The sequence below is a fragment of the Brevibacillus dissolubilis genome, assembly GCF_006170445.1.
Taxonomy (GTDB): domain Bacteria; phylum Bacillota; class Bacilli; order Brevibacillales; family Brevibacillaceae; genus Brevibacillus_B; species Brevibacillus_B dissolubilis.
On record NZ_VCNA01000016.1, the window covers coordinates 69,897 to 84,986 of the forward strand.

Annotated in this window: 15 protein-coding genes; 1 reads left to right on the top strand and 14 read right to left on the bottom strand. The window is 49.9% G+C overall.

The window, feature by feature from the left end; genetic code table 11:
* Positions 1-48: 48 nt before the first annotated feature.
* On the bottom strand, positions 49-999 hold the full coding sequence (locus tag FGI41_RS22710) for a ribose-phosphate diphosphokinase (protein ID WP_139492596.1): 951 nt from the start codon (positions 997-999) through the stop codon (positions 49-51).
* 28 nt (positions 1,000-1,027) lie between these two features.
* On the bottom strand, positions 1,028-2,404 hold the full coding sequence (gene glmU / locus FGI41_RS22715; RefSeq protein WP_139492597.1) for a bifunctional UDP-N-acetylglucosamine diphosphorylase/glucosamine-1-phosphate N-acetyltransferase GlmU: 1,377 nt from the start codon (positions 2,402-2,404) through the stop codon (positions 1,028-1,030).
* A gap of 173 nt (positions 2,405-2,577) precedes the next feature.
* Between glmU and FGI41_RS22720 the strand changes: the two genes are divergently transcribed.
* The gene (locus FGI41_RS22720) at positions 2,578-3,591 is read left to right on the top strand and encodes a CobW family GTP-binding protein (protein ID WP_139492598.1); all 1,014 of its coding nucleotides are present in this window, start codon (positions 2,578-2,580) and stop codon (positions 3,589-3,591) included.
* Between the two features lie 105 nt (positions 3,592-3,696).
* On the opposite strand, the gene spoVG is transcribed toward FGI41_RS22720, so the two are convergent.
* The 12 genes from spoVG to metG form a co-directional block, all read right to left on the bottom strand.
* Positions 3,697-3,987 carry a septation regulator SpoVG gene (spoVG, locus tag FGI41_RS22725; RefSeq protein WP_139492652.1) on the bottom strand — a complete coding sequence of 97 codons (291 nt, stop codon included), beginning with the start codon at positions 3,985-3,987 and terminating at the stop codon, positions 3,697-3,699.
* A gap of 104 nt (positions 3,988-4,091) precedes the next feature.
* The gene (locus FGI41_RS22730; RefSeq protein WP_139492599.1) at positions 4,092-4,481 is read right to left on the bottom strand and encodes a RidA family protein; all 390 of its coding nucleotides are present in this window, start codon (positions 4,479-4,481) and stop codon (positions 4,092-4,094) included.
* A 2-nt stretch (positions 4,482-4,483) separates the two neighbouring features.
* The gene (purR, locus tag FGI41_RS22735; RefSeq protein ID WP_139492600.1) at positions 4,484-5,317 is read right to left on the bottom strand and encodes a pur operon repressor; all 834 of its coding nucleotides are present in this window, start codon (positions 5,315-5,317) and stop codon (positions 4,484-4,486) included.
* Between the two features lie 62 nt (positions 5,318-5,379).
* Positions 5,380-6,258, bottom strand: a complete 879-nt coding sequence (gene ispE, locus FGI41_RS22740) for a 4-(cytidine 5'-diphospho)-2-C-methyl-D-erythritol kinase (protein WP_139492653.1) — start codon at positions 6,256-6,258, stop codon at positions 5,380-5,382.
* 901 nt (positions 6,259-7,159) lie between these two features.
* Positions 7,160-7,342, bottom strand: a complete 183-nt coding sequence (locus tag FGI41_RS22745) for a small, acid-soluble spore protein, alpha/beta type (protein WP_139492601.1) — start codon at positions 7,340-7,342, stop codon at positions 7,160-7,162.
* A gap of 80 nt (positions 7,343-7,422) precedes the next feature.
* Positions 7,423-7,698, bottom strand: a complete 276-nt coding sequence (gene veg / locus FGI41_RS22750) for a biofilm formation stimulator Veg (RefSeq protein WP_139492602.1) — start codon at positions 7,696-7,698, stop codon at positions 7,423-7,425.
* Between the two features lie 207 nt (positions 7,699-7,905).
* Entirely contained in the window at positions 7,906-8,796 is an 891-nt protein-coding gene (gene rsmA / locus FGI41_RS22755; RefSeq protein ID WP_139492603.1) for a 16S rRNA (adenine(1518)-N(6)/adenine(1519)-N(6))-dimethyltransferase RsmA, read from the bottom strand.
* Complete coding sequence (rnmV, locus tag FGI41_RS22760; RefSeq protein ID WP_139492604.1) at positions 8,793-9,347, bottom strand: ribonuclease M5; 555 nt, start codon at positions 9,345-9,347, stop codon at positions 8,793-8,795. The genes rsmA and rnmV overlap by 4 nt, the downstream gene beginning before the upstream one ends.
* A gap of 131 nt (positions 9,348-9,478) precedes the next feature.
* Entirely contained in the window at positions 9,479-10,549 is a 1,071-nt protein-coding gene (locus FGI41_RS22765; protein WP_139492605.1) for a resuscitation-promoting factor, read from the bottom strand.
* A 335-nt stretch (positions 10,550-10,884) separates the two neighbouring features.
* The gene (dinD, locus tag FGI41_RS22770) at positions 10,885-11,727 is read right to left on the bottom strand and encodes a DNA damage-inducible protein D (protein ID WP_139492606.1); all 843 of its coding nucleotides are present in this window, start codon (positions 11,725-11,727) and stop codon (positions 10,885-10,887) included.
* Positions 11,728-11,879: 152 nt separating this feature from the next.
* Positions 11,880-12,659, bottom strand: a complete 780-nt coding sequence (locus FGI41_RS22775) for a TatD family hydrolase (protein WP_139492607.1) — start codon at positions 12,657-12,659, stop codon at positions 11,880-11,882.
* A gap of 18 nt (positions 12,660-12,677) precedes the next feature.
* Positions 12,678-14,768 carry a methionine--tRNA ligase gene (gene metG, locus FGI41_RS22780; RefSeq protein ID WP_139492608.1) on the bottom strand — a complete coding sequence of 697 codons (2,091 nt, stop codon included), beginning with the start codon at positions 14,766-14,768 and terminating at the stop codon, positions 12,678-12,680.
* Between the last annotated feature and the right edge of the window lie 322 nt (positions 14,769-15,090).

Below are 15,090 nucleotides of genomic sequence, written 5' to 3' on the forward strand. Positions count from 1 at the left end.
CTAGCATGTCCATCAAGGGAGGTTTTTATTTCCATCAGGAGAGAAAAATTAGTCGAAGAGTTTGCTTACAGAGAGTTCTTCGTGGACGCGGATGATCGCTTCCCCGATGATTGGAGCTACAGACAAGATTTTGATCTTATCGGTGTGCTTCTCTTCTGGCAGCGGGATGGAGTTGGTGATCACCAGCTCACGGATTTTCGAGTTTTCGATCCGCTCGATCGCAGGACCGGATAAAACTGGGTGGGTGCAGCACGCATATACGTCTTTCGCGCCTGCTTCAACCAGTGCGTTGGCAGCAAGTGTGATGGTACCTGCTGTGTCGATGATATCGTCGATGATGATCGCCGTTTTGCCTTCGATATTACCAACGATGTTCATGACTTCCGCTACGTTTGGTTCTGGACGGCGTTTGTCGATGATCGCGATCGGCGCGCCGAGACGCTCAGCAAGCTTGCGGGCACGGGTCACACCACCGTGGTCAGGAGAGACGACGCAGATATCCGGGAGTTGTTTGTCCAAGAAGTACTTCGCCAGGATTGGCACACCCAGGAGGTGATCCACTGGAATATCGAAGAAGCCTTGGATTTGGGTCGCATGCAGGTCCATAGTGATCACGCGATGAGCACCTGCTGTTTCGATCAGGTTGGCTACCAGCTTCGCGGTGATTGGGTCACGGGCACGTGCTTTGCGGTCTTGACGGGCATAACCATAATACGGAATCACTACGTTGATGCTCTTAGCGGACGCACGTTTGAGCGCGTCTACCATGACGAGCAGCTCCATCAGATGTTCGTTGACTGGAGCGCTGGTTGGCTGGATGACGAATACGTCGGAGCCACGAACGCTCTCGTTGAGTTTAATTTGGCACTCACCGTCACTGAAACGTTTTGTTTCCGCATTCCCCAGTGGCAGTCCAATATGTTCAGCAATCTCTTTTGCGAGTTGCGGATTTGCACTACAAGTAAAAACTTTCAGTTTCGGGTCGCGATAGTTAGCCATTTTGTTAAAAGAACCTCCCGTTTATTCTTTACTTGCCTTTTCTAGGCAGTCTTGCTGCGTAACCAAGCTTATTCTCCTGACGCTCACGTGCGATACCCAGAGCATCTTCCGGCACGTTTTTGGTGATTGTCGAACCGGCAGCCACATAAGCGTTTTTCCCAATCTCAACCGGTGCTACCAGGTTGGAGTTACAGCCAATGAACGCGTTGTCGCCTACGATCGTCTTGTGCTTTTTCGCACCGTCATAGTTGACAGAGATCGTGCCACAGCCGATATTGACGTTTTCTCCAATCTCAGCATCGCCTATATAACTTAAATGTGGAACTTTGGATCCTTGACCGATCTTCGCGTTCTTCAGCTCGACGAAGTCGCCGATCTTCACGTTTGGACCGATATGAGAATCCGGACGGACATAAGCGAACGGACCTACTGTAGCGCTTTGTTCAACAGCGCTGTCTGTCAGCACAGAGTACTGAATCTTGACGCCATCTGCTACCGTTACATTGGTCAGGTCAGCTTGCGGCCCGAGCACACAATCAGAACCGATCGCAGTTGTTCCACGCAAAATCGTGTTAGGTTGCAGAACCGTATCATTGCCGATCACCACATCTGCTTCAATATAAGTAGAAGCCGGGTCAATGATCGTTACGCCATTACGCATATGTTTTTCATTAATGCGCTTACGCATGTATGCTTCTGCCATGGAAAGTTGTACACGGTCGTTGACACCCATTGTTTCATCCGGGTCTGCTGCAACAAAAGCCGTTACTTTCTCGCCGGCTTCGCGCAGAATGCCTACTACATCCGTGATATAGTATTCCCCTTGAGCGTTATTGTTGGTGACTTGCTCAAGAGCATTCCACAACTTGGCATTATCAAAGCAATAGATGCCAGTATTGATTTCTTGGATTGCACGTTCCTCAGCAGACGCATCCTTTTGCTCAACGATGCGCAGCACTTCACCCGCTTCGCTTCGGACGATACGGCCATAGCCGGTCGGATCTTCCATCGTTGCGGTCAGAACGGTGACAGCAGCCTCTTGCCCATGGTGGTAAGAGAGTAAAGAAGTAAGCGTTTCCGCTGACAGGAGGGGTACATCCCCGTAAAGCAATAAGGTGGTGCCTTCTTTTTCAGACAGAATCGGCGCGGCTTGCTTGGTCGCATGCCCGGTGCCTAATTGCTTGTCTTGAAAAGCGTATTGAACTCGTTCACCTAAGGTTTGACGGACCAAATCGGCTCCGTGACCCACTACGACGACAGAATCATGCACTTGCATCGAAGCAAGCGTGTCTACCACGTGCTGAACCATCGGCTTCCCGCATACAGGATGAAGCACTTTATAGAGCTTCGATTTCATGCGGGTTCCCTGTCCAGCGGCGAGAATCACGGCATATATATTCGACATGTTAACCCTCCACCATACAAAAGTTCCATACTGACTATATCTTAATCGTATGGTGATTTCAAGACATGATGAAAGGTTTTCTCATTTGACACAATTTGTCCTCATCGGTATCATTTACAGCATAACGAATGATAATTCAGAATCATTCTTTTTTAGGAAATGAGGGAATGTGCATGAGTATCGGAGTCTATATCTTGACCGGCTATCTGGGCAGCGGGAAAACCACCCTGCTGCAAAACCTGCTTACCTATCTAAAGCAGACCAGCAGCAATGTCGTCGTCATGATGAACGAAATGGGCGAGGAAGACATCGACGGCGAGCAAATCCAAGGCCTCGGCTTTCCCGTCAAAAAAATGCTGGACGGTTGTATCTGTTGCTCCATCCGCGGTGAACTCACCGACGCGCTCAAAGAAGTGATCCACAACCTCCATCCCGAACATATTATTATCGAAACAACAGGGGTGGCCGACCCGATCGATGTCGTGGATGCGATGACCCATCCGGAGCTGTACGAGCACATCGACCTCAAAGGCATCATCAGTGTCGTCGACGCCTCCCGCTTCCTCGATCTCAACTCCAGCTTCAAATCGAGCAGCTCCTTGGTCAAGACTGTCCGCAACCAAGTCAAATACGCCGACTTGATCATCCTCAATAAAGTCGATCTGGTCAGCGAAGACACCGTCACCAAAGTAACCGCCAAGCTAAAAGAACTGAACGGACTGGCCCCGACCCATGTCACGATCCGCACCGAAATTGATCTGCCCAAGCTGTTGCAGGTCAAGCGTCTGGCTCAACAGGTGGCCGCAGAAGACCGTACCTCTGCCGCCCCCGTCCAAAAGACAATAGGCCGCTTCTCCCCGCTGGACAAAATCAAGCAGTCCTTGGGGCTGAAAAGCAGCCAGCCTTCACTCTTTAACAGTATTGAAACGTTTTCGTACCACTTCAAAGGCCCGGTCGATCCCAAAAAGTTCGAGCTGTTCCTCTGGAATCTGCCCAAAACCGTCTATCGCTGCAAAGGCTATGTCCTGTTCGCCGACCGCGATGATCTGATCTCGTTCCAGCAGACACAGACACAGGTCAATATCTTCCCATTCGAGAACTTCGGTCCCAAGATGGTAGCGGTGTTCATCGGTGAAGGGCTGGACAAGGAGGCCATCCTCGCTGATCTGGAGAAATGCTATCCATAGCGTGACCCCTGCATCCTATCGCCCTATACCTAAGTACAATATCTCTGGACAAACTATATCTGAGCAAAATGAAAAAAGCACCCTCATAGGTGCTTTTCTTTGTTGTTATGCGCCTGCTTCTACCACGCCGGACTCTTCTTCGAGACCTACGCGATCGTACTCAGCCAGTACAGCCGCCTGGATTTTCTCGCGAGTAGTGGAGGAGATCGGGTGAGCGATGTCACGGAACTCTCCATCTGGTGTGCGTTTGCTAGGCATAGCAACGAACATACCATTGTTACCGTCAATCACACGGATATCGTGAACCACGAATTCATGGTCGATGGTAATAGATGCAATGGCTTTCATTCTTCCATCCGTGTTGACACGGCGGAGTCGTACGTCTGTTACTTCCATCATGTTTCACTCCCTTTATCTATGTCGGATAGTGTAATATTTCCACATGATGGGTAAATATTCCTTCTCTGTTTACCGAAAAAATGTTAAAAAATCAAAAAATATTATTTTTGTTCCAAATATGCTATAACTTCGATCTCTACCTGCACGTCTTTTGGGAGGCGAGCCACTTCTACAGTGGATCTTGCAGGACGATGGTCACCAAAATAGCTGGCATATACTTCGTTGATTTTCCCGAAATCGTTCATGTCTTTGATGAAGACAGTCGCCTTCACTACGTTGGAAAGCGTGCCGCCTGCTTGTTCGAGGATCGCTTTGAGGTTGGCAAATACTTGATGGGTCTGCTCCACTACATCGCCTTCTACCAAAGTACCGTCAGGACGCAGTGCGATCTGCCCGGACGTGTAGAGGAATGGGCCTACCTGTGTAGCTTGGCTGTACGGCCCGATTGCTGCTGGTGCATTGTCTGTGGAAATGAAAGAAATGTTAGTCATGATCATTCGTTCCCTTCTCTCGGAAAATAACTGCCCAGTTCAATTTCGATCTGTTTTTCTTTGATATCAACATCCTTCAGCTTAGCCAAAGAGATATAATCATCAATCAGACGCTCAGAGGCATCTGCTGTCTCTACCAGCACCCCACAGCCGACTACCTTGGCACGGAACTCCTGCAGTAAGTCAATCATGCCTTGGATGGTTCCGCCTGCTTTCATGAAGTCGTCGATGATCAGCACGCGGGATTGCTCCGCAAGTGCGCGGCGGGCAAGTGACATCGTCTGGATGCGCTTACTTGAACCTGATACATAATTGATACTCACAACAGAGCCCTCTGTTACCTTGTTATCGCGGCGGACAATCACCACCGGTACGTTCAGGTGGCTCGCAGTCGCATAAGCCAGCGGAATTCCCTTGGTCTCCACTGTCATCACCACATCTGGGTCTGCTTCTGCAAAAGCGGAGGCAAACATCTTCCCGATGATGCTCAGTGTAGCCGGATCCCCCAAAATATCAGACATATATAAATAACCGCCAGGCAACAGTCGCTCCGGCTTCTCTAGTTGCTCGATCAATTCCTTCGTAAAACGGGCAGCTTGGTCGCGGGGGGTCAGTGGGATATATTTCACGCCACCTGCTGCTCCGGCTACGGTTTTCAACAAACCAATGCCTTCACCTTCGAACGCCTCTTTAATAATGGATAGATCCTCACTGATTGAGGACTTGGCTGCACCGTATTGATCCGAAAATAACGTCAGTGGAATCAACGTATGCGGATGAGCCAGCAAGTGTTGGGTCATATCCACAAGGCGCGCGCTTCTGCGCAGTTTTTTCATCAATGTCTTCCCCCAAACAAAAACCGAATATTATGTTGTTAATGTACCATTTTTGTACGGAATTACGCAAGTACCTCTAATTCGGCTTCGCCCAGTATACGAACAGCATAGACATCTTTGACAAAACCTCGCAACGCATTATAGATGCGGTATACCTTTGCCTCTTTTTGCACCAGGGCATAGACGGTCGGCCCGCTTCCGGACATGAGCACTCCATCTGCCCCTGATTCCAGCATCAATTCTTTGATCTGTCTTACCTGCGGGTAGCGGGGAAGCGTCACTTCCTCCAAAACATTGCCGAGCGAGCGTGCCATCAGGCCAAAATCCTGCTGACCGATTGCCTGCAGCATTTTTTCTGTCGGCGGGTGTTCCTTGATCTGATCGGCTCTGAGATTGCCGTACACCTCTGCCGTGGATACACCGATAGGGGGCTTGGCCAACACAACCCAGCATGGCGGTGGTGCTGCCAAATGTTTTAATTTTTCGCCTCGTCCGCGTGCCAACGCCGTTCCTCCGTATACACAAAAAGGCACGTCTGATCCAATCTCCGCTGCCACTTCAGCCAGTTCGTCCAGTGACAGTCCAAGATTCCACAAACGGTTCAGCCCCCGCAGAGTGGCCGCTGCATCCGAACTGCCCCCTGCCAAGCCTGCTGCTACCGGGATTTGTTTGTCTATGTATATATGTACACCTTGTTTGACTCCGTACCGTTCCTTTAAGAGCATTGCCGCCTTATACGCATGGTTGCGTACATCATCCGGCACAAAGCTGGCAGAGCAGTCGAGGTTGATCTCGTCCTTTTCAATCAGCATCAAATCTACACGGTCAGCTAGATCGACAGTCGTCATGACCATTTCGACCTCATGGTAGCTGTCCGGCCGCTTGAAAAGCACATCTAATGTTAAGTTGATTTTAGCGGGAGCTTTTACTGAGATCCGCACCTTGTTCACCTCTGCCTCTTCTACTGATATCCTTCTCATGATTGTAGCATAGGTAGAATTGTGCATGCCAGTTGGTGAAGGGGTTTTTTTCACAAGTTTAACAGTCGGCGAGGTGTGGGGGAGATGAGTCGGGGGCGGGTGGATTGCCTTGTTGGAAACCTGCTGTGGGATTGACTGGCCGCTACGAAAGGAGCAAGGGCTTTTTCGGGGCAAAAATGTTTCAATCCCCCGATGAGAGGGGACATCTGGGGGGTTCAGGGAAGTGAGGCTGTTTGCCCCTGGGCGGATTCGGGGGAGTAGAGGCACCCTTGCTCCTTTCTGCGCTGGGTGGGTTTCCAAAGAGGGCGCTCCACCCGCCCCCGACTCCTCTCCCCCTGCGCGGCTGTTAAAGTTGTGAAAAAAGAGAGAAGGAGAGATAGAAAAAGAGAGCATTGAGGGAATGCTCTGGAGTTTTACTAATTCAGGCAGGACGGTGCTTCTTGATTTGGAGTTTCACCTCGTAGCATTTCTTATGTTCTTTGTTTTTGGTGTTTGTCTTTTCCATTGTCTTTTTTCTTTTTCCTCTTTTAAGGCATTTTTCTTTTTGGATTGCTGTCTTTGGTGCCAGGGTGAGGAGCCGGATTCCGGTGAGAGCCTCTTTGCCGACCCTCCCAGCGGAACAAAAAGCGAGGGCGTAAATGGCTTCTTCGAATTAGCTCAGGGGCAACCCCTTCGTACGAATAGGCTTCTTCGAACCCTTTTGCCCCGGTATGTAGCCCTTGCTTTTTGTGTAGCGGACAGTCAAATGCTCCCCTTGCGGGGTGGCAAGAAGGCGAGCACCGGAATCCGGCTCCTCTCCCCCGCGCCAACCACACATCAAAAACGAAAAAGCCAGGGCGTTCCCCCCGGCTGGTCAGTAAGATTATCTGGTTGTCTGCTTGGCTAACGCTTCCTCAGCGATCTGAATGGCCCGTTTGACGAGATTGCCGGCGTCCTTCGTCGTGATAGCGCCCCAGCCTTCGTTTTTGACGGTGTCGTAAAACCCAAGCTCCTTGGCGATCTCGTATTTCAACTGATCAGACATAATGCCTCGTCTGCGACTCATGCCTAACATCCCCTTTCACTTACTGACAGGGTTAGTATGTGCATTTCCGTCCAAAACAAAACAGTAGAGACGCGATGGCTCTACTGTTGGACGTAAGTAATCTTTATATATGCGTTGTCGTCCTGGCAAACAGTGAGTTCTACAGTCTCAGTAAGAATATCTGCATAACTGTAGGATACTCGTTCAAACAACTGGTCGTCATCAAGCTTTACTACAAATACGGATGGGTATGTTTCTTCGAGGATGCCCGATCTTTCCACGGTCTTACGGCGACCACCATTCGCCTTTAACATAATACGTTGGCCAATGTGATCATCCAAACTGCGTTTAATGTCAAGTAACGCGTTTCTTGCCATTTGTATTATCCACCTCGCTTGTCTTTATTATAACAGCCCACCCTTAGTTTGTCAAAGAAATTTAAAATTATAGCAACGAAATCGAGTTTTTGTCAACGGGATATTTTTAGGGTTTATTGTCGAATGTGGCACAAAATTATAATATTTATGTAAAAAACATAAAAAAGCTCCCCTTCTGTCGGTTTGACAGTCGGGAAGCTGTTCTAGTCATCCATTGATACAGTTGATTTCATTTGCTAAGCGGCCGAACTCTTCGATGGTCAGAGTCTCACCTCGGCGGCTTGGATCAATGCCTGCTTTTTCAAGGGAAATGAGGGCTTTTTCCTTCTGATCCTTGCCGAAAAAGTTGGTGACCAGATTGTTGAGCAGGGTTTTGCGTCTTTGGCCGAACGCGGCGCGCAGGACACGGAAAAAGAGATCCTCGTCTGCAACCTCGACCGGCGGTTTTTTGCGGATGGTCAGTTTGATGACAGCGGAATCGACGTTTGGTTTTGGGACAAAGACGGTGGCAGGAACGATCATAGCGATCTCGGTTTCCGCATAGAATTGAGCGGCTACACTTAAGGAGCCGTAGTCTTTGCTGCCCGGCTTGGCAGCGATTCGGTCTGCCACCTCTTTTTGAATCATGACCACGATGTGATCCAGTGGCAGGCGTGCCTCCAGGATGCCCATCAGGATTGGTGTGGTGATGTAGTACGGCAGGTTGGCAACAAGGCTGACGTGCTCATAGCCGCCCAGATTCTCTTGGATGAGCTGGGGTACGTTGAGCTTGAGGACATCGCCGTGAACCACCTTGACGTTGTCGTAGGGGGACAGCGTGTCTTCTAAGATCGGGAGCAGTCGCTGGTCGATCTCGATCGCCATGACCTTACCTGCGGCGCGGCAGAGCTGTTCGGTTAAAGCTCCAATACCGGGACCGATTTCGATAGCGGCCTTGTCCTTGGTCAGTTCGGAAGCTTCGATGATGTTATGTAGGATGTTAATATCGGTTAAGAAGTTTTGCCCGAGGCTTTTTTTCAGGGAGAAACCGTATTTCTCAATGATCTCTCTGGTGCGGGTCGGTGTGGCGATATCTTTGTAGCCTGGTGTGATACTCATGCATTTTCTCTCCCCTCATTCAGGGTAGCGACAGCCTGCTCGAATTCGGCGAGGCTGATCTGGAACATATTGAGTCGTTTTTGCATCTGCTTGGCATTGGCATATCCGATGCCGAGGAGTTCACCGAGTCGCTTGCGTCGGTCGGCAGCGTCTGAGCCTGCCACCATACCGGCAGCGATGAGATCGTCCAAGGTAATCTCGCCTGTCGTCTCAGCCACCTCAGTGCGGACTGATGAGAGCGCGCGGATGATCACGTCGGGGTCGGCGTTTTCGACACCCAGATCTCCTTTTTTGATGCTTTCCTCGCGGGTGATGAAGGCGTGCTTGCAGCCTGGTACTTCGCGGGAAATGATTTTGCGGATTCGTTCGCCTTGGAAATCAGGGTCGGTGAAGACGATGACGCCCCGTTTTTCCTGAGCATGGCGGATGCGGCGGATTACTTCATCATTGATGGCAGAACCGCCTGTCTCGATAGTGTCGGCATTCACAGCCCGTTTGATCGCAGCCGTATCATCACGGCCTTCCACGACAATGACCTCTTTTATCTTCATGGTCAATCCTTCCTTGTGGGTAAAATCATCCTTAGCTTATCCAAAAACTCGTGACAAAATTGCATTTCATCAGCTTACCATATTTGTCCGCAAAACGAAAGACAGGAGGGGGCTCCTCCTGCCTTCTCGTCTTACTCTAATTTTGGTCCGATGATATAAACGGTTTTGCCCCGTTTACGACCAAACTGCATAGCTTCCGAACGACTGTTAAAGTAGATATCCATCTTGTGACCTTTGACGGCTCCGCCTGTATCTTCGGCGCGGCGATAGCCGACTCCGTCAATGTATACCCACCAGCCGAGTGGTACTACGCTAGGGTCTACGGCAATGGTACGTCCCTCCGCTGCGCGTACACCTGTCGCGGTGCGACCGAAACCGGCTGATCCAGGTGCTTTGCCTCCGCCATGAGCTGAATAGGCGGTGAGCGTGACTCCTGTCAGCACGCGTCTCGCTCTGAAGCTTTTTCCTCCACGTGAGGTGAGTGACTCCGACGCTGCTACCACAACATCCTTTTTCTTCGTACCGATTGCAAGAATTCGGTCCGCTTTCGGTTGGACGACTTCTGTTTTCACCAGTTGACGACCCACTTCTTTGCCGTCTTCTAGGACGACTTTGTAGTGATCGACCGCCTTGCCCTCTTGGCCTTGTTGTACGACTTTGGTTTCCCCTTTTGTCAGGTTTGCGTCGGCTTTGCGAATTTCCTGAAAGGGAACCTGTTTGGGCACTTGTACAACTTTTTCGTCGACTCGTATAACAGAAATCTTCGTATCCTTGGTGATCGTTGCGGTTCGCGCAGGCGTGACTTTGTCCAACTCGCGCAAAGTAATTCCAGCCTCCTTCAGTACACTCGATACATCTCGTTTAACGGAATGTACCGTTTTGGTCTGTCCGTCTACTTGGACAGCAACGGGCAAGCTCGTTTGTAATTCGACGGTCATAGCTTCAGTGATTGGCGTATGTATGTCGGGAATGAGTACGTCCTGTGGTTTGATCGTGAGCTGCTGTTCGGAGAGCAACTCTTCGACCGTCTCGGCTTGCGTACTGATTGGTTTTGAAACGCCGTCAATTGTCAGCGTTACCTGCTTTGGCTGGGTAGCTAGGATAAAGAAGTAGATGCCCACGGACACCGCCACAAGAGAGAAAGCCCCTATGAATGCGAGGATTTTCACTTTGTGGGAGGCCCAGATGTTGCCTAATTCCATCTCCCACACTCCTTTTACAAAGCCTTGTTGGATTTTATGCTACTTTAGTCGTTTTGTCAAATTCCCCCTTCCTTCCATCCTCCTATTGACAAGTTTCCAACGGATGGAAATGATGTTTCTCTACCTTACCAAATAATTCGGACAGGTTATAGGGCTTTTCTGTCGAGGAGATTGAATATTCGTTCGACATATTCATGTTGGTACGAGTCGAAAAAACCCTACAGGGAACAGGTTATGCGGCTTGGTCGACTGATAGAACGGCGTTTGTCAGAAACTCTTTTTAAGTAAATCTACATATAAAAAGGGGACCGCTCATAAACAGTCACCTTAGACACTCACTTTTCATTTAATTGTTTTTTTATTCGCCTCTCTACCCTTTTAATACTCTCTTCCGTTGGCAAATCCTCAGGCATCGTCCCACCAAGCTCTTTGATTGTTTGACGAACTTTTTGCCCAACCTCGAAGTGGGTATTATTCGCATTTGACTTTCCTTGAATATTGTCACGTCGTAACTTTTCCTCTGTTTGCGTTGCACGAAACAGATTCGCTGCTAATTCTGTACTCCCCATATGATCAAGGATTTGTTGTGACTTTTTCAACGCTTTTTTCTTATGGATTTCCTTTGCCCCTAAACCACCATAGAGACCCTTATATCCATAATTCTGAAAGACTCCAAAGTCACGGTCAGTTTCTACACCGGCATGGTAGGCTGCATCAGCCAGCGCTACGTTATGTTTTTTCATCTCTTCTCGAAGGAAGACTCGTTTTTCTTCCTCATTACTTTGTTCAAATATCTCCTGTTTCCGGGTCTGAACAGCAAAATAGGTCTGTCCGTGGGCTACGATCTCTTTACTTGGATCAGCATTTTGAACGATTAGGTAACAAGCATACCTAGATAATTTGATTGATCTGAATTGACGCATGGCTCCTTTTCCTGTGGGGATCATTTCGAGGATATCCTCGAAATGATCCTCAATTGGGTAACCACTGTTTTCACAAGCCTGCTTTGCTTTTTCGATAACAGGTATGAAATGTTGGTATTCCGAATACCCTAAAAGTTTCCGTAATCCTCTGGACGTCCAATATTCATTACCATGTTCATCTTCTTGTCTTATGTTTTCGAACAACGAGATATTGTCTGGTGTCAGATCGTTACTAATTACAATCTCCCCCTCCATCTCACCTTTAGTAAGATTCTATAAATTCGAGCTGATTGATTCAATGCTGATTTATTGGATTATACCCCTGATTTCATATAATCGAGACAAACAAAAAGGTTTTCCTCCCGTCTTTTTTCGACGTCAGGAAAACCTTGCTTCCTCAAATTTATTTATCTCTGTATTGGCGGCAACCCAAACACCCGTCTCGCATTATCCGAGGTGATCTTCGCCATCTCTTCATAGCTCATCCCATGCAGATTCGCCATCTCTTCGCACACATAGCGGACATACCCTGTCTCATTGCGTTTGCCGCGGAATGGGTGCGGGGTGAGGTACGGACAGTCTGTCTCAATCAAAAGACGGTCGAGCGGAACCTCCATGACTACTTCCTTTGGCTTCTTCGCGTTCTTAAACGTCAGCGGACCGCCGAAGGAGATATAGAAGTTCATATCAAGTGCCATCTTGGCAATCTCGGAGCTGCCGGAGAAGCAGTGCATGATGCCGCCTACTTCCTCAGCTTTTTCCTCACGCAAAATGTCGATGATATCCTGGTGCGCATCGCGGTCGTGGATGATGATCGGCATCTGGAGCTTGCGGGCGAGGCGGATCTGCTTGCGGAATACTTCCTTCTGCACATCCTTCGGGGAGGTATCCCAGTAATAATCCAAGCCCATTTCGCCGATCCCGACCACTTTTGGATGCTTGGCCAGCTCCTCGATCCACTCCAGATCAGCGTCCGTCATGGTGATGGCATCTTGCGGGTGCCAGCCGACGACGGCATAGATAAAATCATATTTCTCCGCAAGCTCGATGCAGGTCGGAATCGTCTCGCGGTTAAACCCGATATTGACGATGGTGTCGACGCCGTTGTCTCTGGCGCGGGCAATGACTTCGTCGCGGTCTTCGTCGAATTGCTCCGCATTCAGGTGGGCATGTGTATCAATTAACAAAACTGCTCCCGCCTTTCCTTACTTCACAATTGCGCCGTTTGGCATGCTAGGATCAACGGTGGCCAGTGTCAGCTGGTCTTCGACAGAGGCTGCGAGGATCATCCCTTGGGACATCTCACCGCGCAACTTCACAGGCTTAAGGTTGGTGACGACGATCACTTTTTTGCCGACGAGATCTTCTGGCTTGTAGTATTTGGCGATGCCGGAGACGATCTGGCGCTTTTCTGTGCCGAGGTCGACTTGGGAGACGAGCAGACGGTCTGCGTTAGGGTGTTGGGCGCATTCAAGAATTTGGCCTACGCGCAACTCGATCTTGCCAAAGTCCTCGATGCCGATTTCGTTGGTGGTTTCGACTGGTTTTGCTGTTTCTGCTGGTTTGTTTTCAGTTGTTTCGCTCACGGTACCTTCTCCTTTTAATGCTTCTGCTTTTTTACGGTTCTCTTCCGCTTGGCGACGGGCTTCTGCGGTGGAGGCGTCGATGAATTCCAGCTCTTTTTCCACTTCCAGACGCGGGAAAAGAACTTCGGTGCCACGGCTGACCTTCACGCCTACAGGCAGATGACCCCACTCGGCTGCGGTGTTCCACAGAGCGGACGTAGCGAGTGCTGTATCTTCTTCGGTCAAGCGTCCATAGCTCAGGTCGTTGAGTGGATTGTAGGTGTCTGCCACGCCGAGCTGTGTCCAGATTTTTGCCGGTGCATTGGTCATGAACGGCAGGATCAGGATGGACGTGATGCGGATGCTCTCCGCGAGGTTGTACATCACGGTGCCGAGGCGGGCTTTGTTCTCTTCGGACTTAGCCAGCACCCATGGTTGTGTCTCGTCGATATATTTGTTCGTGCGGCTCACCAGCTCCCAGATATGGGCGAGTGCATTGCCGAAGCGCATGTCGTCCATGTTCTCTTCGACAAGCTGCTTGGTTTTGAGCGCGAGTCCTTTGAGGTTCTCGTCGAACTCACCAGCTTGGGACGGTTCTGGAATGATGCCGTCAAAATATTTCTCAATCATCGCCACGGTACGGCTCACCAGGTTGCCGAGGTCGTTGGCAAGGTCAAAGTTCAGACGTTGGATAAACGTCTCAGGTGTGAACACCCCATCTTGTCCAAACGCGATCTCACGGAGCAGGAAGTAACGCACCCCGTCAGAGCCGTAGCGGTCGATCAGGAATTTCGGGTCGATTACGTTCCCTTTGGATTTGGACATCTTGCCGTCTGGCATGAGCAGCCAGCCATGACCGAATACTTGCTTCGGCAATGGTTCTCCCAGCGCCATCAGGAGGATCGGCCAATAGATCGTGTGGAAACGCAGAATGTCTTTCCCCACCATATGTACATCGACAGGCCAGTAGCGCTTGTAGTTGGAGTCATCTTCAGAGCCATAACCGAGCGCGGTGATATAGTTGGTGAGTGCATCAATCCATACATAGATAACGTGCTCAGGATCGTTTGGAACCTTGATCCCCCAGTCAAAGCTGCTGCGGGATACGCTGAGGTCTTGCAGGCCCGGCTTGAGGAAGTTGTTGACCATCTCATTTTTGCGGGATTCCGGCTGGATGAACTGTGGGTTGGCTTCAATATGCTGAAGCAGACGGTCTTGATAATTGGACATGCGGAAGAAGTAGTTCTTCTCCTTCACCTTCTCCACTGGGCGGCCACAGTCTGGGCAGAGATAGCCTTTGTCGGTCTTCGCCTGTGTCTCGGTCCAGAATGCTTCATCCGGCACACAGTAGTAGCCTTCATATTCACCCAGGTAGATGTCGCCTTGATCGACTAAGCGTTGAAAAATCTTCTGCACGGCATCTTTATGACGCGGCTGAGTGGTACGGATGAAGTCATTATAGGAAATATCAAGCTTCTCCCAGAGGTCTTTGATCCAGTCAACGATCGGATCGATGAACTCCAGCGGCTGCATACCCTCGGTGGCAGCGCGTTCCTGCAGTTTTTGCCCATGCTCATCTGTCCCTGTCAGGTAGAAGACATCAAAGCCACGCAATCTTTTGTAGCGGGCCAGTGCATCGGATGCGATGGTGGTATACGCATTCCCGATGTGCAGCTTGTTGCTCGGATAATAGATCGGGGTGGTGATGTAATACGTTGGTCGTTGTGTCATATATGTAACCTCCTTTTGAATTGGTAAAGCGTATGAGGGCAACAAAAAAACGACTCCATCCCTGATTGGGACGAGCCGTCTGGTGTACGGTTCCTCGTGGTACCACCCAAATGCTCCATGCTTTCACAAGCCATGGACTTTGCGAGTCGCCTGTCAGCGACTACCCCTTTAACGCAGGGCATACGTCACGGCTTATCGCTCCCACCCGATTCGCAAATCTTCTGGTCAGGAGTCGCTCGGCCGCGATACTCAGGGGCCATTTTCGGCTTGTGCGCTTATGCCGGTTTCCACCATGTCCGGCTCTCTGGAATAAGGCTGGCAA

Excerpts from the sequence above, each read along its gene's own strand:
- FGI41_RS22710 (WP_139492596.1), bottom strand. The coding sequence starts at position 999 with ATGGCTAACTATCGCGACCCGAAACTGAAAGTTTTTACTTGTAGTGCA.
- glmU (WP_139492597.1), bottom strand. The coding sequence starts at position 2,404 with ATGTCGAATATATATGCCGTGATTCTCGCCGCTGGACAGGGAACCCGC.
- FGI41_RS22720 (WP_139492598.1), top strand. The coding sequence starts at position 2,578 with ATGAGTATCGGAGTCTATATCTTGACCGGCTATCTGGGCAGCGGGAAA.
- spoVG (WP_139492652.1), bottom strand. The coding sequence starts at position 3,987 with ATGGAAGTAACAGACGTACGACTCCGCCGTGTCAACACGGATGGAAGA.
- FGI41_RS22730 (WP_139492599.1), bottom strand. The coding sequence starts at position 4,481 with ATGACTAACATTTCTTTCATTTCCACAGACAATGCACCAGCAGCAATC.
- purR (WP_139492600.1), bottom strand. The coding sequence starts at position 5,317 with ATGAAAAAACTGCGCAGAAGCGCGCGCCTTGTGGATATGACCCAACAC.
- FGI41_RS22745 (WP_139492601.1), bottom strand. The coding sequence starts at position 7,342 with ATGAGTCGCAGACGAGGCATTATGTCTGATCAGTTGAAATACGAGATC.
- veg (WP_139492602.1), bottom strand. The coding sequence starts at position 7,698 with ATGGCAAGAAACGCGTTACTTGACATTAAACGCAGTTTGGATGATCAC.
- rsmA (WP_139492603.1), bottom strand. The coding sequence starts at position 8,796 with ATGAGTATCACACCAGGCTACAAAGATATCGCCACACCGACCCGCACC.
- rnmV (WP_139492604.1), bottom strand. The coding sequence starts at position 9,347 with ATGAAGATAAAAGAGGTCATTGTCGTGGAAGGCCGTGATGATACGGCT.
- FGI41_RS22765 (WP_139492605.1), bottom strand. The coding sequence starts at position 10,549 with ATGGAATTAGGCAACATCTGGGCCTCCCACAAAGTGAAAATCCTCGCA.
- dinD (WP_139492606.1), bottom strand. The coding sequence starts at position 11,727 with ATGGAGGGGGAGATTGTAATTAGTAACGATCTGACACCAGACAATATC.
- metG (WP_139492608.1), bottom strand. The coding sequence starts at position 14,768 with ATGACACAACGACCAACGTATTACATCACCACCCCGATCTATTATCCG.